Source organism: Shewanella sp. 1311, from assembly GCF_059338235.1.
This window is the reverse complement of sequence record NZ_CM181686.1, coordinates 3,819,376-3,837,319: the sequence shown is the minus strand read 5'-3', so window position 1 is coordinate 3,837,319 and position 17,944 is coordinate 3,819,376. Positions and strand designations below refer to the sequence as shown.

The 17,944-nt window shown below is 46.5% G+C and carries 14 protein-coding genes; 6 read left to right on the top strand and 8 right to left on the bottom strand.

Annotated features, from left to right (window positions below; genetic code table 11):
* Positions 1 to 2: 2 nt before the first annotated feature.
* Together pgi and AC5YB3_RS17075 are read left to right on the top strand one after the other, a co-directional pair.
* Positions 3 to 1,640, top strand: coding sequence for a glucose-6-phosphate isomerase (pgi, locus tag AC5YB3_RS17080; RefSeq protein ID WP_494525789.1), 1,638 nt, complete (start codon positions 3 to 5; stop codon positions 1,638 to 1,640).
* A 216-nt stretch (positions 1,641 to 1,856) separates the two neighbouring features.
* Positions 1,857 to 2,042, top strand: coding sequence for a DUF3545 family protein (locus AC5YB3_RS17075; RefSeq protein ID WP_006084967.1), 186 nt, complete (start codon positions 1,857 to 1,859; stop codon positions 2,040 to 2,042).
* 365 nt (positions 2,043 to 2,407) lie between these two features.
* Here AC5YB3_RS17075 and AC5YB3_RS17070 read toward each other — a convergent pair whose 3' ends face one another.
* From AC5YB3_RS17070 to AC5YB3_RS17055, 4 genes are all read right to left on the bottom strand, one after another.
* A complete protein-coding gene (locus AC5YB3_RS17070; RefSeq protein WP_012088517.1) occupies positions 2,408 to 2,944 on the bottom strand; it encodes a hemerythrin domain-containing protein in 537 nt (178 codons plus the stop codon).
* Positions 2,945 to 3,180: 236 nt separating this feature from the next.
* Entirely contained in the window at positions 3,181 to 3,906 is a 726-nt protein-coding gene (locus tag AC5YB3_RS17065) for a hypothetical protein (RefSeq protein WP_494525788.1), read from the bottom strand.
* Positions 3,899 to 4,504, bottom strand: a complete 606-nt coding sequence (locus AC5YB3_RS17060; RefSeq protein WP_259583359.1) for a sigma-70 family RNA polymerase sigma factor — start codon at positions 4,502 to 4,504, stop codon at positions 3,899 to 3,901. The genes AC5YB3_RS17065 and AC5YB3_RS17060 overlap by 8 nt, the downstream gene beginning before the upstream one ends.
* 45 nt (positions 4,505 to 4,549) lie before the next feature.
* Positions 4,550 to 6,421, bottom strand: coding sequence for a vWA domain-containing protein (locus AC5YB3_RS17055; protein WP_432407922.1), 1,872 nt, complete (start codon positions 6,419 to 6,421; stop codon positions 4,550 to 4,552).
* Between the two features lie 231 nt (positions 6,422 to 6,652).
* Here AC5YB3_RS17055 and dauA point away from each other — a divergent pair, with 231 nt between their 5' ends.
* The 4 genes from dauA (at position 6,653) to AC5YB3_RS17035 (ending at position 11,697) form a co-directional block, all read left to right on the top strand.
* The gene (dauA, locus tag AC5YB3_RS17050; RefSeq protein WP_011846067.1) at positions 6,653 to 8,416 is read left to right on the top strand and encodes a C4-dicarboxylic acid transporter DauA; all 1,764 of its coding nucleotides are present in this window, start codon (positions 6,653 to 6,655) and stop codon (positions 8,414 to 8,416) included.
* A 269-nt stretch (positions 8,417 to 8,685) separates the two neighbouring features.
* The gene (purE, locus tag AC5YB3_RS17045; RefSeq protein ID WP_006084961.1) at positions 8,686 to 9,177 is read left to right on the top strand and encodes a 5-(carboxyamino)imidazole ribonucleotide mutase; all 492 of its coding nucleotides are present in this window, start codon (positions 8,686 to 8,688) and stop codon (positions 9,175 to 9,177) included.
* Positions 9,177 to 10,280, top strand: coding sequence for a 5-(carboxyamino)imidazole ribonucleotide synthase (gene purK / locus AC5YB3_RS17040; RefSeq protein ID WP_494525787.1), 1,104 nt, complete (start codon positions 9,177 to 9,179; stop codon positions 10,278 to 10,280). The genes purE and purK overlap by 1 nt, the downstream gene beginning before the upstream one ends.
* Positions 10,281 to 10,443: 163 nt before the next feature.
* Positions 10,444 to 11,697, top strand: a complete 1,254-nt coding sequence (locus AC5YB3_RS17035; RefSeq protein WP_107946739.1) for a GGDEF domain-containing protein — start codon at positions 10,444 to 10,446, stop codon at positions 11,695 to 11,697.
* A gap of 220 nt (positions 11,698 to 11,917) precedes the next feature.
* On the opposite strand, the gene AC5YB3_RS17030 is transcribed toward AC5YB3_RS17035, so the two are convergent.
* The 4 genes from AC5YB3_RS17030 to AC5YB3_RS17015 form a co-directional block, all read right to left on the bottom strand.
* Entirely contained in the window at positions 11,918 to 12,535 is a 618-nt protein-coding gene (locus AC5YB3_RS17030; protein ID WP_272942047.1) for a transglycosylase SLT domain-containing protein, read from the bottom strand.
* A gap of 166 nt (positions 12,536 to 12,701) precedes the next feature.
* The gene (locus AC5YB3_RS17025; protein ID WP_494525786.1) at positions 12,702 to 13,166 is read right to left on the bottom strand and encodes a hypothetical protein; all 465 of its coding nucleotides are present in this window, start codon (positions 13,164 to 13,166) and stop codon (positions 12,702 to 12,704) included.
* The gene (gene gshA, locus AC5YB3_RS17020; RefSeq protein ID WP_494525785.1) at positions 13,163 to 14,812 is read right to left on the bottom strand and encodes a glutamate--cysteine ligase; all 1,650 of its coding nucleotides are present in this window, start codon (positions 14,810 to 14,812) and stop codon (positions 13,163 to 13,165) included. The genes AC5YB3_RS17025 and gshA overlap by 4 nt, the downstream gene beginning before the upstream one ends.
* Before the next feature lie 184 nt (positions 14,813 to 14,996).
* On the bottom strand, positions 14,997 to 17,849 hold the full coding sequence (locus tag AC5YB3_RS17015; RefSeq protein WP_242326137.1) for a M16 family metallopeptidase: 2,853 nt from the start codon (positions 17,847 to 17,849) through the stop codon (positions 14,997 to 14,999).
* Positions 17,850 to 17,944 lie beyond the last annotated feature (95 nt).

Genomic DNA, 17,944 nt, shown 5'->3' with positions numbered 1-17,944 from the left:
AGATGACACTCTTGACCCAAAGCTCAACATGGCAAGCTTTATCAACACACAGTAAAAATGTGCCGCATATGCGGGAATTGTTTGCCACTGACGCGGCACGTTTCAATAAAATGTCGCTATCTGCCTGTGGTTTATTACTGGATTACTCTAAAAACAGAGTAACGGCGGAAACGCTTGATCTGTTATTTGCGTTGGCAAGCAATAGTCAACTTGAAGCAAAAATCAAAGCGATGTTTGCTGGTGAAATCATTAACACCACCGAGAAGCGCGCCGTTCTGCACACTGCTCTGCGTAGCACTGCGGAACAGTCGATTATTGCCGAGGGTCAAGACATCGTTCCTGAAGTTCAACAAACTCTGAATAAAATGCAAGGATTTGTGAGCTCAGTGACGTCGGGTCAATGGAAAGGTTACACAGGTAAAGCGATAACCGATATTGTCAGTATCGGTATTGGTGGATCTTTCCTTGGTCCAAAGATCGTCTCTCAGGCGCTACGTCCATATTGGAATCCAGAGTTAACATGCCACTTTGTAGCAAACGTCGACGGGACTTCTATCAGTGAGAAGCTGAAGTTACTGGATCCTGAAACGACCTTGTTCATCATGTCGTCCAAATCTTTCGGGACACAGGAAACCTTAACCAATACCCTCACTGCCAGAGAATGGTTCTTAGCAAAAGGCGGTTTGCAGTCAGATGTGGCAAAACACTTTGTCGCAGTGACGTCAAACGTCGCGAAAGCGACGGATTTTGGTATTGATGCAGACAACATTTTCCCAATGTGGGATTGGGTTGGTGGTCGTTACTCACTCTGGTCAGCGATTGGTTTACCGATAGCACTCTTGATTGGCATGGATAACTTCAGAGCCTTGCTCTCAGGTGCGCACCAAATGGATGAGCATTTCGCCAATGCACCACTGACAGAAAATATGCCAGTGATCATGGGCTTATTATCCCTATGGTACGGTAACTTCTTCAATGCTCAGTCCCATGTTGTACTGACATACGATCATTATCTGCGTGGTCTACCGGCTTACTTCCAGCAGCTCGATATGGAAAGTAACGGTAAGTCTGTCACCTTAAACGGGACGGATGTTGACTACAGTACAGGTCCGGTGATTTGGGGCGGCGAAGGTACTAATGGCCAACATGCCTACCACCAGCTGTTGCATCAAGGTACTGCCCTGATCCCTGCCGATTTCATTATGCCACTGCAAAGTCATAATCCTATCGGTGAGCACCACGACCAATTAGCGTCAAACTGCTTTGGACAAACTCAAGCCTTAATGCAAGGCCGTACTTTTGATGAAGCCTTAGCCGAACTCGCTAATAGCGCATTACCTGCGGCTGAAAAGCAACTGATCGCAAAACATAAAGTGATGCCAGGTAACAAGCCGAGCAACACCTTACTCATGGATAAGCTCACGCCGAGCACCCTAGGTGCTTTAATTGCCCTATATGAACACAGAACCTTCGTTCAAGGTGCCATTTGGGACATCAACTCCTTTGATCAATGGGGTGTAGAACTCGGTAAGGATCTGGGTAACGATGTGTTAGCACGCATAGGTGCTGGCCAGGATTGTGATGCCTTAGATGCCTCAAGTAACGCATTGATTAACCTTTATCGACAAGGCAAAATCTAATCGAACAAAAAGCCAGCAATTGCTGGCTTTTTAATTTTATCCTTTTATTTTTATTCAACTTTTCGACTCTTCCTCGCTCTCAACCCACACTTAAGATCAACGACATATCACTCAAAGTTCATTTCAACTTAACACAATTGAAACATAATTCTTGCACCCTGTTTTAAAAATATGTTATTTAATCGCTGACAAAACATACAACAACAGGAGGTTGCCATGGATCGTTTAGATTATGGTTGTGCGCTAGATGAAGTCGTTGAAAGACCCGATCGTTCGCGAGGCTCCAATAAAAAGCGTAAATGGCGTGAGATCGAAGCGTTGAAAGATAAGCATCGTTTAATCAAAGAACTCCAAGAAATCGATAATAACTTTAACTACGACATTGATGCCATCCAGTTGTAATCACATGTTGAGATGATCTAAACCATCATCTTAAACATGAACAAGAAAAGCGCCTTAGGCGCTTTTTTTATTTGTGATATTGAATGTGGCGGGAAATAAGAGGAAATACTGTTAAGCGTGTGAAATGAAAAATGCGTTGATTACGGCTGCGAGCGCGAGAACCCTAAACTTCCCATTACGACAATATGGCTATCGCTGAATGACTAGCGCTATATGACTAATGCTAACCTCCGCTCTCATCAGCTAAGCTCTCACAAATCGTAAGTGACTCGCGAGCAACAACAGCTAGCGCAAAAAACACGTCACTCTGTAGTATTGAATCCTCAGCTCAAGCCCGCAAAGTGAGCCCAATGAGTGAATCAATGCTAGTCAGCCATTGTTAGATAAGCCCGCAAATCCTCAAATTCTTTCTGCTCGCGATCTAAGAACAAAGGATCATCAATCAAGGATTTCTGACACTCAGACTCAATTAGTTGCCAATCTTGTTCAGTCAAGGTTTTGGCCAATAACGGGAATATTTCCCGCTCCTCCATTTGCATATGCCGCTCTTGTAATGCGACATAATCTGCAAAATCAACAATCAGTTTCTCACGGGCAACCACAATATCACTGAGGATCAGATTCAACGTCGTCATCAAAGCCGCTGAGGCTTGGATCACTAACTCGTGTTCGGCACTCAACTTATCGATACTGTCATTAGCTTTATGCGCAAGATAGTAGGCATAAATAATGTCTTCAACCGGATGATGGCAACGCTCAGCATATCCTTGCATATATTCAACGATATCGCGCACCACGATGAAGTTGATTGACTCACCTTCTGACAGCTTCATCTGCTTGTTTTTTAAAACATTTAGCAATACAGCTATATGTTTATGATCATGCATGAGTCTTTTAAGCATAATGCCTCCTGAATATGGATCTGACTATTGATACTAGTCAAGTCGTAGACTAACACCAATATAGCAGGCTAAATCCTGTTCACTTTATGACGTTGATCAAGTAAATCACATACCAAACAGTAAACAGACCACAAACACTAACACGTCTATCCAAATCTCAGGGGCATTTAGCGGTTTTTCTCACCACGTTATGATTGATCATCACGCTTTATATTACTAAAACCACAACAACACACTTATTTAGCAAGCTGATGTAGCTGCTGTTGTAACTTTTTAAATTCCAGCTGTTGTTCGCTTAGCTGCGCTTTATCTGCAGCCTCAACGGCGAGCAGTGGATAATCCTTAAGCAGTTGTTGCTCAAGCACCAATGCTTGCTCAATCTCCTTCGCTTCGATGAAGGCATGTAACTGATGCAAAGACTCTGCGAGTGGCACTTTATCTATGTCTGAAGACTCAGCCGCGCTGGGTGCATTCATAGACCTTGCAGCGATAGCTGGGCTGCTTGCATCATGTTGTCGCTCAAGCGCACCCGCTGCGGCCTTCGCTTGCTGCATTTGAGTCTGTATTTCATGCTTAGCCACGGCTTCTGATTGCATATTTGAGGATTGCAGCGCTTGCGTATCGGCCATCCTCGTCATGGCTTGTGGCGCTGGAGCACTCATCGCCATTGGACTTGGAGTCATAACATCTTCGATTTGCGGCCGATTCAGTACAAGTAAACCCACAACAAGCACCAAAGATGCCGCGCTCGATAACGCCCAAGGGTGACGTCGCCAGACGGAAGTTGGAGACTCAACAGCAGTTATTTTACTTTGATGCATTTCAGCTAAGTGAGTTTGCGCCAGCTGCAAGATATCTTGATCGAGTTGCAGCGGTGGAACTTCTAAGGCCTGTTGGCGATACCAAGCCAGCACTTCCTGTTGTAATGCGCGCTCATCGGCATTTGAAGATGAATTACTCATGACCCGCCTCCTGCCATTTCGCGCTAACGCAATCCTTTAGACTTTGGTAAGCGTAGCGAATACGGCTCTTAGTCGCTTCTAAAGTCACGCCCGCAATGTCGCTAATAATGGCAGCCGTAAAACCCATTTCAATGTTCAGGATAAATGCCTCTTTCTGGACTTGGGGTAACAGTGCGATACAGGTCTTTAGCAATAAACTCTTTTGCGCTTCTTGCCACTGCACGTCAGGCTTATCTTGCTCACCCGCCACAAAAGTATCGAGCCCAGTTTCGTCCTCATCAGTGGCGACTAAATCGACGGGCTTAACCGCTCGCACATGATCAATCAATAAGTTATGGGCGATACGATATATCCAAGTAGTAAACTTAGCACTGGCCTCATAGTTAACTGCTGCGCGGATCACCCGTCCCCAAGTTTCTTGATATAAATCCTCAGCTAACTGCTTATCACCTAACTGGCGCACAAAGTAGCGATAAAGCGCGCCTTTGTGCTTCAGGTATAACTGCTCAAATGCTTTTGAATCGCCCTTGGCATAGCACAACATCAATTGCTCATCTGAATGCTCATGGGTTGGTAATTGCGGTATTGCTAATGCCACGGGAAATTCCTCGTCATTTGGGTTAACCCCCTGTATTCACTTTTACTATTGTAATCTCTCATTACGCGGATTGCTCTTATCTCTCATTGGCTCGCCATGGAGTTTATCTTGGGGAGGAAAAGGTTTATCCGAGCCATCGAATGTTTTCTTAAATGGCAGCTGATTAGATTGCTCTATCGCCGCCGCAGTTTCCATTAACTGCACAAACTCATGGCGATAACCAAAGGGATCATCCCCTAATGCTGAACGTGCGAGTAAGCTTAACTTAGTATAATCAAATTGATGTAGATAGTGACTGCCATTCAGTAATTGCCCTAGCCCTGCAACCGCGGCGGCAAATCTAAAATCATCACTTGCTTGCTCGAGCTGTTTAACGCTTTGATCTAACCTGATGGGATAACTCAGTAATTGGCTCTGCGTTTGTGCTGGCAACTTGTATCTCAATTTAAGGAAAGCAATTTCTTCACGGCTGTATTTCTCTTTCCCCGTTTGAACATCAACGCCATATCTAAGTTTATCATTCATCCTATTCCCAGCTTCAACGTACCTTAATTCATACAAGGCTGTTACTGTATGACCCGCACCAATCTCGCCCGCATCCACCTTATCGTTATTAAAATCCTCCCGCGCTAAGGCGCGATTCTCATAGCCAATCAAACGGTATTCAGAGACTAAGGCTGGATTAAACTCCACCTGCACTTTCACATCTTTGGCGATAGTGAATAAGGTCGAACTCAACTCGTCCACCAGCACTTTTCGCGCTTCATTCAGCGTATCGATATAGGCATAGTTGCCATTGCCCTTGTCCGCCAATTGCTCCATCAGTTGATCGTTGTAATTGCCCAAACCAAACCCTAAGGTCGTTAGGCCAATGCCATGATCTTTTTCCTTTTCAATCAAGGCAATCAAATCATCAAAATCTGTCACGCCAACATTGAAATCGCCATCGGTCGCAAGGATAACTCGATTAATGCCATTGGGGATAAAATGCTTTTGGGCCAATTGATAGGCTTGCGTGATCCCTTGACCACCGTTGGTTGAACCACCGGCACTCAATTGCTCTAGCGCATAGTTCAGAGTTTGAGTGTCGTTCCCCGACGCGCCATCGAGCACCACACCAGCAGCCCCTGCATAAACCACAATAGAGACTTTATCCTGCGCGCTTAACTGCGCTGTCAGCAGCTTTAATGCCGTTTGCAGTAAAGGCAATTTATCCACTGACGCCATAGAGCCTGACACATCGAGCAAAAAGACTAAGTTGCTGGCGCCTAATTGAGATTTAGGTAAGTCATAACCTTTAAGGCCAATCCGCAGCAGCATCATGTCATCGTTATAGGGGGAGGGTGCAAGCTCTGTCGTCACGCTAAACGGTGCCGCGTTTTTAGCGGGTAAGGGATAATCGTAGGCAAAATAATTGAGCATTTCCTCAACTCTGACAGTGCCTTTCTCGGGTAATCGCCCTTCCCTCAACATCCGTCTTAAGGTGGCATAACTGCCAGTATCGACATCGATGGAAAACGTCGATACCGGGATCTCCCCTGCCACCATGATGCCATTTTGCACTTGCTGCTCGAATTTATTTTGCGCTAACGGAATCGCGGCATAGTCACGCGGCATTGGCGCTATGCTCATCCCCATCACAGCCCTATTGCTAGACATTTGCATCGGCGCCGCCACTCTCGTCATCTCAACCTTAGCGGCATCACGCATTTCAGCTTGGCGCTGCGACGCTTCTTGATGACGTTGCTCGGCTTGTCGATGTTCAACTTCGGCGCCTTTACCACCACAGGCAGTTAAACTCACTGCGACCAGTAATAGAGCAGCCGTATTGGTCGCAGATGGGATACCGTTTCCCCGTTGCAGGTAGAGAGTTGGATCGGGAACTGAAACGGTTTTTGGGGAATATTTTGTTTTCATGTTGAATGCCTTTGATGTTGACCTAAAGCTGTAAACGGCCCGCATTAGCAAAAGGGTTAAAACATCTCGATACTTTGCAAAACATACTTAAATGAGAATTAAACCGCCTCAAGCACACTATTTATACAAAACAAAGTATTTTCAATCGCTTTTGCTGGCAAGATCACACTGCACATTCAATCTGGCCACTAAAATAGAAGCTTGTTGCTAGCCTCGCTATGGGACCCTCTTGTGTCACACTCAGCTCATTTATTTTCCCTAAGGATCGCCCACGCACTCACAGAAGCTTGCGTGAAAGATAAGTATTCGTTTAAACGTTTTGGGCAAGATCTTCTTGCCGGTCTCACTGTGGGTATTATTGCAATTCCATTAGCGATGGCATTAGCCATTGCCAGTGGCGTTGCGCCTCAATACGGCTTGTATACCGCCATTGTCGGTGGCTTTATTATCGCCATGTCTGGCGGCTCACGTTACAGCGTGTCCGGCCCGACAGCGGCATTTGTGGTATTGCTCTACCCCATAGCCCAACAGTTTGGTTTAGCAGGATTATTAATCGCGACTGTAATGTCAGGAATGATACTCGTCGGTATGGCGACGCTGCGCCTTGGTCGGTTGATTCTGTATATTCCCGAATCCGTCACCTTAGGTTTTACCGCAGGGATTGGCGTAGTGATTGCCACCTTGCAGCTAAAGGACTTTTTCGGGCTCGAAATTGCCCATATGCCGGAGCAATATCTGGCCAAGCTAATGGCATTAGCCCAAGCGCTACCTTCGGTCCATTTGCCTAGCTTACTGGTTGCAAGCGCCACCCTAGCGACTATGCTGCTTTGGCCGAAACTCAAAACACCTGTGCCAGCGCACCTTCCTGCAATCATACTCGGCACTATCCTCGCCTTGGTGCTCAATGCCATGGGCGCTGATATAGAAACCATAGGAACCCGTTTTCACTATCAACTGAGTGATGGCACCACAGGCATGGGGATCCCAGCGGTATTGCCGAGTTTCGAGTGGCCTTGGCTGCAAGCTGGCGCCAATGGTCAAGCTTTTCAATTTAATCTCGCGACCTTTCAAGCCTTGTTACCAGCCGCCTTTGCCATTGCCATGTTAGGGGCGATTGAATCGCTACTGTGTGCTGTGGTGCTCGATGGCATGACAGGCAAACGCCACAGTGCCAACAGTGAGTTACTCGGCCAAGGCATAGGTAATATCATCACGCCGTTTTTTGGCGGGATTCCGGCGACAGCGGCAATCGCCCGTAGCGCGGCGAACGTCAAAGCAGGCGCACAGAGTCCGATTGCGGCCATGATCCACGCCATAGTGGTATTGTTTGGTTTAGTCGCCTTAGCGGGCGTACTCGCCTACTTGCCGATGTCGGCCATGGCTGCCCTGCTACTCGTCGTAGCTTGGAACATGAGTGAGGCCCACAAAGCGCTGCATTTAGTTAAAACCGCGCCCACCAGCGATATCATGGTCTTTGTTAGCTGTTTTTCATTAACGGTTATTTTCGACATGGTCATCGCCATCAGTGTGGGTATCATTCTCGCTGCCTTGCTGTTTATGAAGGAAATTGCCGAGATGACAAGGCTTTACGATATCAGCACCAACAAGCGTTATGTCGATCAAGAGTTACCCGCCGATTGGGCTGTTCTCAAAATTAACGGGCCACTCTTCTTCGCCGCTGCCGACCGGATTTTCTCCGAAATCGCCAGTCTCACCGAAGATAAACAAGTGATAGTGCTGTATCTCGATGGGGTCTCGATTTTGGATGCGGGTGGCTTAGCCGCGCTAACAAAACTGATTGAAAAATGCAAAGCGAATAAAACTAAGCTGATTATTGCCGATCTACAGTTCCAGCCCATTCGAACGCTAGCAAGAGCCAAGATCCAGCCGATTGAGGGCGTATTGAAGTTTTACTCGACCCTACGAGAAGCCATGGCCGAAGCGCCTGTTATCACTCAGCAAACAGAAATCACTGCGGATAAACAGACACAGTAAACCAGCAGCGCAATTTCAGCGGCTTAATGCTGCTGACTTAAATCAAAGGCCAATCTCAGGATTGGTCTTTTTTATGGCTCAATTACTCAAGCTATTCATCACAGCAAAAGACGTTTTTTCGCTCGCAAAAACGGGCAGAAATGACGAGGATCATGGTATTATTCAGCGCCATGATGCTTGCTACCGGTGACGGCTAGACATGCATCAACTGTACCTAGACCTGAAACAAGGTCAAAATATAATTAAAATTAGTGAGTTAAGGAGTTATCATGCAAGCCCTTGTTGCTGTTGTTATGGGTTCTAAAAGTGATTGGCCCACGATGGAAGCCGCCGCTGAGATAATGGATAAACTGCAAGTGCCTTATCATGTTGAAGTGGTTTCCGCCCATAGAACGCCAGATAAACTCATGGAGTTTGCAGCCTCTGCCGCCGATCGTGGTTTTAAAATCATCATTGGTGGCGCCGGTGGTGCAGCGCACTTACCCGGTATGATTGCCTCTAAAACTCGCTTACCCGTATTAGGTGTCCCAGTCCAAAGTAAAGCCCTGTCAGGTATGGATAGCTTATTGTCTATCGTTCAAATGCCAAAAGGCATCGCCGTTGGCACCTTAGCCATAGGCACAGCGGGCGCATTCAATGCGGGATTATTGGCCTGCCAAATCCTTGCGAATAACGATGCTGAATTAGCGGCTCGTGTTGACGCTTTCAGAGAAGAACAGACCCGTGCGGTACTGGACAATCCAGATCCGAGGGAAGTTTAATGACCCAGACAAACACTAAACCTAAGGTTTGGGTATTAGGTAATGGTCAGCTGGGCGCCATGTTGACCCACGCTGGCGAGCCATTAGCGATTGAAGTTAACGCCGTTGATATCATGACGCCTACGGATGACATTCTGCCACTCGCGCCACACGACATCATCACCGCCGAGCGCGAACAGTGGCCAGAGTCCGCCCTTAGCTTACAACTCAGCTCGCACCCCCATTTTGTTAATGGTCCGGTATTTAGCCGTTTAGCCGACCGTTTTAGCCAAAAAAGTCTACTCGACCAGCTCAGTGTTCCCACAGCGCCTTGGACATTAGTTGACGATAACACCCAAGTCGATACCCTGTATCAGCACTATGGCCCAAGAGTCTTGATGAAACGCCGTACCGGTGGTTATGACGGTAAAGGACAACATTGGCTTAAACAAGCCGAAGCGGGTGATATTCCAAACGATTGGCGTAACCTTGCAATTGCTGAGCAAGCGATTAATTTTGATGAAGAAGTGTCATTAGTTGGTGTGCGTACTCGCGAAGGCGAATGCGTGTTTTATCCGCTGACGCTGAACTTACATCAAGATGGCATTTTAATGGCGTCGATTTCGCCACTGGCACGCTTAAGCCCTTTGCAAGCCCAAGCCGAAGCTATGCTCAGCGCCATTATGCATGAGCTTAAATACGTTGGCGTGATGGCGATGGAATGCTTCCGTGTTGGCGATGAGTTATTGGTGAATGAACTGGCACCGCGAGTGCACAACTCAGGCCATTGGACTCAAGCCGGAACCCATATGGATCAATTCCAGCTGCATTTGCGCGCACTTTGCGGAATTGCGATCCCACAGCCACAAGTGAATTTTCAGTGTGTTATGGTCAATCTTATCGGTATCGATAATGATCCACGCTGGTTAAGTTTGCCTAATGCTGAGTTGTACTGGTACAACAAAGAAGTGCGCCCTGGTCGTAAAGTTGGCCATTTGAACCTATCAGTGCCCAACCAAACTGTGCTCAACCAGAGCATAGCCGCACTGCAAAAGTGGATGCCCATCCAATACCAAGCTCCTTTAGCCTGGATATTGGCCGAATACGCAGAAAATTCGCGTTAATTCAGTATTTAGTACCAAAATCACTGATATGAAATTGTTCGCAGTTTCATATCAGTTTATATTTCAATTTTCGTTATATACTTAACAGAACTCAGTGTGGATACGTTAGTGATGTATAGCATTCAATTGTGGCTAGCAATGACACGGATAAAGGAATACTCGAGTGAAATTAAGGGATAATTTCAAACGTAAGACCATAGATCGCTTAGATTATCGCTATCATCTGCTATTGCTCATCGTGCCGATATGTCTATTCGTCCTGCTATTTATCTTTAATGCACCCACAGAAGGTTGGACTATCCTGCCATTACTGTTTGTTTGCATCATTTACATTTTTGCCTACAGCCTAATTTACTATTTGCATCAAGGTCGTTTAACTCGACTGTGGGAGCATTTAGAGCAAGTCGTCACCATCAATGATGCCATTTACGAGCTCGCGCACCTCTCAAGCCATTATAAAAATGAGCATGCTTTTCTCGACGCCTTGCTCAACAAAGCTGTATACGTGATTAATGGTGCCGAAATGGGCAGCATCATAAAAGTCAACGAGGCCAATAACAAACTGCATTTCGAATCTGTCGTGGGGCTCGATTTAGCAAAACTCAGACAACTGGATTTTACCTTAGAGCAAACCTTTGAATATCGGCTCACTAAGGGGAGATGCGATCAGGTCGTGGTCATCAATGATATGAAAAATATCAATGCGGCCAGCACCTTAACTGAGGATGATCAAAGAGTGTTACTCACAGTGTCGAAGCAGCCGATACGCTCAACACTGTCTAGCCCTATCCGAATCGATGGCAAGCTCTATGGCATGCTCAATCTCGACAGCAGTAGCCTTGGTGCCTTTAGCGATTACGACCGCAACCTTGTCTCTATCCTGACCCACGAAGCCAGTAATGCCATTGCGCTCTATCAGAAGTCACAGCAGATCACTAAACTCGCAAATTTCGATCCCCTCACAGGACTTTATAATCGAAAGAATTTTGAAGATGAACTGCACCACTGGCAGCACAAACCTCACCTTGGCAGCTTTTTGATTATTATTGATATGGATAATCTCAAGGCCATTAATGATGCCTATGGGCACCAGACAGGCGATGTTGCCATTAAACGCACGGCCACAGCCATACTGACCTATTGGCAAAATAAAGGCATTATTTCCCGTTTTGGTGGCGATGAGTTTGTCGCTTTATGCCATGGGCCGCTAACCCAAATCGAGCAGGACTTAGATGATATGCGCAAAACCTTGAATCAAGGTTCAGAGCTTAGCCTCGCTTTTAGCTTTGGGATTGCACCCTTCGAAACCGATTGGTATCAATCCTTTAAGACTGCAGATCATGCCATGTATGAGCAAAAGCGCGCGAAGAAGAAAGCCATTAAAGCATTAGAAACTTTCGCGGTGAAAGCACAATAAACTCGTTGAACTCAGGTACTACAGCCGCTATTAACAGGCCAATATCAAAAGTCAGTAAGTATTGAAGTTGAATATCAGGCTTGAAGATTTGAGTTGACTATCTCAACTGATTATCTCGATTAACTCTCTCAATTAAATATCGAAGTTAAACACCTAAAATCAGCCATAGACTCTCATTCAAATGGCTGACAATGGGATCAAACTAGACTCTAGCTAAGCTCTAACCAAAGAATAAGCGCCACAGCCAAGATGAATCCAAATCTTTTTGGCAGGTTTTATATTGCGCCGCGTAACGTTTAGATCGCGCATCCACTTTGTTCGCCACTTTCACTAACCATGCCTTAGACTTGTAACTGCCACGGCGATACCCGCCCCAGCCTTCGTGATAATTAAGATACTGGGCCCTCGCATCCCATTTAGACACGCCATTAATCTTATGGGTTTTACTGATAAACCAGCCCATAAAATCCATAGCATCATCGAAATCACTGCGGCTCGACCAATTGTTGCCCGTCTCACGCACATAATCATCCCACGTCATGGTCTTAGCCTGCGCATAACCATAGGCATCGCTGGCACGGCCAATAGGGATAAATCCTAGAAAGTATTCCATCGGTGGCGCGGCATTGTGCTTGAATGAACTCTCTTGATACATCATCGCCAACGGCACATGCACTGGCACGCCCCATTTGTCACGGGCGTCTTTAGCGGCATCATACCAATCTCGGTGTTCTTGAAATATCTCACATAAATTTTCGGGAGACTTAGGCGGAGACGTCGCGCAACCAGACAAGATGCCGAGACTTGCGCAGAGTAAGATAGCGGAGGGTTTATTCATTAATATCATATTCTTTGGAGAGTTAGCTGGCTCCATGATGTCATAGACTCAGTCTGAGGCAAGCATAAAAAGCCTTTTTTGCGCTTAGAAGATCTAAACGCAAGGGGTAAATCAATCTGACTTAAATCGAATGTTGCTGGCTTACCACTTGAGCTAAACGCTTTGGCTATTTCGTTTCGGGACTCAGCTCAAACTGACACTCATGCTCTTCTTGCTGCCACACACCTGGTTCCCAATACCCCGTGTCTTTGCCCATATAACGCTTATCGGTGTGAAATAGCGCACCGATATGATAACGCTGATGGCTCTCAACATTGAGCTTAAATACCTTAGGCGTTCGCGCGGCAAGTGTGACCGACAAGCTAGGATCATCAATCAGTTCCGCGACAGTAAACTCATATTCGCCGGGCGCTAGCTGATAATTAGGCTTAGAGACCACTGCCTGACCGTTTAAATGGGTCACGACGACGCGATACCAGTGAGTGCTGGCATCGGGCTGCAAATAACCCGACACAGTGCCACAGCCCAGTAGATCTTCTGGTGAAGCGGCGCAGCCTGATAATAAGGCACTGGCCCCAATCAAAGCTGCGCTGATACGCAAGCGAGTGAAAGAGAATAAGCCCTCTTTCACGACTGAGCTCCAAAGTAATCTTCCAGATAATCATCAAACGAAACTGAACGCTGCGCCGCTTCTAGCTCGGCCTGCTTGTTAAGCGAGCTGGATGCTTCGGCTTGATACTGCGCTATGGTCTCGCTCGACAAGGGATAATCGACAAAGAATTGATAGTATTGCTGTGCCAACGTCATCACCCACTGACCATGATCTTGGCCTTTGTTGATCACGTTTTGCAGCACTTGTCCCGACAGGGTCAAGTTAGGATCTTCAACCGCTTTACGCCAATGGGCTAACGCCACTTGATAATCCGTCGCCTCACCATCGAGCAATACCGCCAAAGGTTGCAAAGCATCAAACAACTCTTCTAACCAAGATTTAAGCGAACGTGAACCGTTTGCGGTTAATAACTCAAGCCCAGGTTTACGGCCTTCAAGCACCACAGCTTTAAGATTCGCGCTTAATCTCGCCTCTTCGCTGGCTTCAGACTTAGGCGACTCCGTTAATAAACAATAGAGTAGGAATAAATCGAGGAAACGCACTTGGGTCGCCTCAATGCCAATCGGGCTAAATGGATTAACATCTAAAGCACGCACTTCAATGTATTCCACCCCTGCACGGGCTAAGGCTTCTGACGGCTTCTCGCCACTGCGCGTCACCCGTTTGGCACGAATTGGCGAGTAGAACTCGTTTTCAATCTGCAATACGTTGGCATTGAGCTGACGATACTCACCATCGACTTTAACGCCGATATTGGCAAAGTTTGCCGAAGGCATTTTGATGGCCGCATTCACGCCAGCCAGATACTCAGGCAAAGAGTTATAGCTGATATTCAGCTCTTCTTGCTCTTTGTTGGTGTAGCCTAAATCGCTCATACGCAACGAAGTCGCATAGGGTAGATACAGAGTACCGTGACCCGTTTTTTCAAACTTGAGATCGGTTTTTTGATCTTTAATGAAAGAGCTACATAACGCTGGTGAGGCACCAAATAAATAAGGTAGCACCCAGACTAAACGGCGGTAGTTACGGATCAAGCCAAAATAGGATTCTGAAATAAAATCATCGTAACTTAACTGCTTATCGCTCAATTCGTACAGGCTTTGCCATAACTCTTGCGATACCGAAAAGTTAAAGTGCACCCCAGAAATAATCTGCATCAAGGCGCCGTAACGATAGGTTAAGCCCTTACGATATAAGGTTTTCATCATACCGGTATTTGATGAACCATAACGGGCAACGGGGATCTGTTTCTCGTCCTTCACATAACAAGGCATGCTCACAGGCCACAGACGCTGACCATTTAAATGGCGCACACTGAAGGCGTGAGTTTCAGTTAATCCGTTTAGCAATTGCTCAACATTATTATTTACCGGAGTAATAAACTCGAGCAAGGCCTCACTGTAATCCGTCGTAATACGCGAATGCATTAACGCTGAGCCTAAGGCTTCAGGATGTGAATCGGTGGCGAGATAACCCGACTCATCAATCCGCAACGCCTCACGTTCTATGCCACGTAACATACCCAAGAGTGCGGTGCGCCCATGGGCGTCCGAGAGATGTTGTACTAATTCATTGAATGACTTCAATTTGCGCTTCTCTAATTGGTGATTCGCTATCGCGACAAGGTTAACAGTCAGACCTTTATTTTGAGGCTTATCTTGCAAAATACGCCTCAAAATAAATCTAAACCTGTCTGTGGGGCAAGCCAAATTCACAACTTGTACTGTTAAAAGCAGACGGTGACAGCTAATGCTGTCACCGTCTTTCGATGTAAATCCGGTAAATATGTGACGAATAGTCGTTAATTAACGTACCCGCCTCTCACCTATATAAGGGCGAAATACCAATTTACAATACTAAAGTTTCAATTGGATAGCCCAACGCCGCTAAATCTGCTTCGATTTTCGCTTTATCTCCCACCACTAGAATCACCATTTTATTAATATCTAGCTCGGAAGCCGCGAGGGCATTGAGTTCATCTTTTGTTACAGTATTAATGATCTTGTCCTGTTGAGTCGTAAAATCTTGGCTCAATTGGTAACGTTGGATCATTCGCATAAAGCCCGCTTTTTGATACGGCGTTTCATAATCAAGTGCTTGGCCTTGCGAGACTGAATTTCGCATAAAGGCAAGTTCAGTATCCGTCATACCCTTTTGCTGGTACGCACTGATTTCTTTTACAAACTCAGTGAGTGCTTTCGCCGTCACGTCACTGCGAACGTTACTTGATGCGACAAAATCACCGACTTCAGCGCCGCCCGCAAAGCTGGTGCGAGCGCCATAGGTATAACCTTTATTTTCACGTAAATTCAGGTTGATACGACTATTGAATGCGCCGCCGAGCGGATAATTCATCAGGTAAGATTTAAAGTAATCGCCTGTGGCATCATAGGGCAATGCGCGCTTGGCGATATTGATCACCGATTGCGCTGCGCCAGGTTTATCAATCAGATAAATCGTACCGCCTTTTAATGCAGGGAATGGCTTAAGTGGCGGCACCACAACTGCGGCCCCTTGCCACTGACTCAATCCCGCTAACTTAGGCAATAATACTGATTCAGGTAAATTGGCGACTGTGACGATTTTAGCGTTACCGCCTTGATACTGCTGGGCATAAAACGCTTTTACATCGGCTAACGTGAGCGCAGCGACTGAATCGAGCGTACCTATGTCATTCACGCCTAAGGCATTGTCTTTACCGTATAACAAAGACGACAACGCCGTATCAGCAAGGTAGCTAGGATCAGACTGCATATGCTGGATCTGCTGTAACTGCTGCTGTTTTACTCGGGTAAAGTCCGCTTCGTTAAAGGCTGGCTGGAAGAGCTTTTCTTCCATAATCGCCAGCGTCTCATCTAAATGCGCTGTCAGCGTCGATATTTTGATCGCACTTTGATATTCAGAGGCACTAAAGTCGACTGAACTGCCGAGCATTTCTAACGCTTGCGAAAGCGCTTCACTGCTGCGCTTCTGGCTCGACTCATTGAGCATTTCTGCGGTCAGCGTCGCTAAGCCCGCTTTTTCAACTGGTACCAGTCTATGGCCGCCATTAAGATACACAATTAACTCAACCGTTGGCGTTTCAGTGCTTTGTGTGCCCATGACTTCTATGCCATTGGCTAAGGTTTTTGTCCATATTGTCGGAACCTTTAACACAGGTGCGGCGCCAGATGCGGGCATCTTAGTCCGATCAAAACTTGAAACAAGTTCAGGCTTTGGCAAATCCCCTTCAACCGCCGTTTGCGCAATGGGCAAGGTCGCGGGCGTGAAGTTATCGGCATGGGCGATAAGTGACGTCATACCCTGCGGTACCACACTCATAACCACCATAGGTTTATCTTTGATGTATTGCTTGAACACGCGCATCACATCGTCTTTGGTCACATTGGCATAACGACTCAAATCTGAGGCTATCATATTCGGATTGCCCGACAGCGTTTGGTTCATCGCTAAGGCAGACACTTTGCCAGAAACACTTTGCAGGCTGTAAATGGTATCGGCCTCAAACTGCACTTTAACTTTTTGCAAATCGTCATCGGTAACGCCACGTTGCTCAAACTCCTTAATCGAGTCGAGGATACGTTGTTCCAGATCCGCCAGTTTGCCACCCTTTTCAGGATTAGCTAAAGCATAAATCGACATCTGACACGCCAGCTCTTGGCAAGGGTGGCTGACATTGGCCTGCACGGCATAGCCATCTTTCACCAAGTTTTTATATAACAAGGATGTTTTGCCGCCGCCTAAAATATTGGCTAACAGATCGAGCGCAGCTTCATCAGGATGCCTTGCGTATACGGTTGGAAAACCAATACGGATCAAAGGCAAGTGCACTTGATCTTCCATGGAGATGTAACGCGTTTTGTCTAAGTTAACCAGCGCCTTTTGCTCTAAAGAGACTTCAGGGCCGCGGGGGATTTCACCAAAATATTTGTTTACCCAGGCTAAGGTCTGCATTTCATCAAAATCGCCACCTATGGTCAGGGTTGCATTGTTAGGCCCATACCAACGTTGGAAAAAGTGTTTAACATCATCAACTGTGGCGCGATTAAGATCGTCCGTCCAGCCAATCACAGGCCAAGAATAAGGATGACCGACAGGATACATCGCTTGGCTAAAACGCTCACTCATGCGGCCATAGGGCTGATTGTCGATACGTTGCGCACGCTCGTTTTTCACTGTCTCGCGCTGCACTTCAAATTTTTCACTGGTGAGTGCCGGCAATAAAAAGCCCATACGGTCCGACTCAAGCCACAGCATTTTTTCTAATTGATTGCTGGGTACGGTTTCAAAGTAGTTGGTTCTGTCGGTATTGGTCGTGCCGTTTAAGGTGCCGCCAGCTTCAGTAACCACTTCAAAATGTTGTTCATCGGCGACGTGCTGCGAGCCTTGGAACATCATGTGTTCAAATAAATGCGCAAAACCCGAACGGCCAGCTAATTCTCGGGCAGATCCCACATGATAAGTCACATCGACATGCACTAAGGGATCGGAATCATCTTGATGCAAAATAACCGTTAACCCATTGGCTAATTGGTACTTTTTGTAGGGGATCCCTACTTGCGAATCGGCCAGTTGCACATTTTCAATAAGTTTAACGCCTGCGGGCAAGTTCGCCGTAGTCGTTTCAGATGCACAGCCCGCGAGTGCGGCAGAAATTGCGACCGCTAATATCCATTTCTTCAAAACATTCCCCTCATACATCAATGGGTCAAAAATACAGCTTCATAATCATAGTGCTGCGTATATTCATCGCTGTGTAGCGTAATAGTGCGCTTAAATGATTAAGCATTGGGATT

Coding starts and splice junctions, on each gene's coding strand:
- AC5YB3_RS17065 (WP_494525788.1), bottom strand. CDS start 3,906: ATGAGTAATTCATCTTCAAATGCCGATGAGCGCGCATTACAACAGGAA.
- AC5YB3_RS17055 (WP_432407922.1), bottom strand. CDS start 6,421: ATGAAAACAAAATATTCCCCAAAAACCGTTTCAGTTCCCGATCCAACT.
- purK (WP_494525787.1), top strand. CDS start 9,177: ATGACCCAGACAAACACTAAACCTAAGGTTTGGGTATTAGGTAATGGT.
- AC5YB3_RS17075 (WP_006084967.1), top strand. CDS start 1,857: ATGGATCGTTTAGATTATGGTTGTGCGCTAGATGAAGTCGTTGAAAGA.
- pgi (WP_494525789.1), top strand. CDS start 3: ATGACACTCTTGACCCAAAGCTCAACATGGCAAGCTTTATCAACACAC.
- AC5YB3_RS17015 (WP_242326137.1), bottom strand. CDS start 17,849: ATGTATGAGGGGAATGTTTTGAAGAAATGGATATTAGCGGTCGCAATT.
- AC5YB3_RS17030 (WP_272942047.1), bottom strand. CDS start 12,535: ATGAATAAACCCTCCGCTATCTTACTCTGCGCAAGTCTCGGCATCTTG.
- AC5YB3_RS17070 (WP_012088517.1), bottom strand. CDS start 2,944: ATGCTTAAAAGACTCATGCATGATCATAAACATATAGCTGTATTGCTA.
- purE (WP_006084961.1), top strand. CDS start 8,686: ATGCAAGCCCTTGTTGCTGTTGTTATGGGTTCTAAAAGTGATTGGCCC.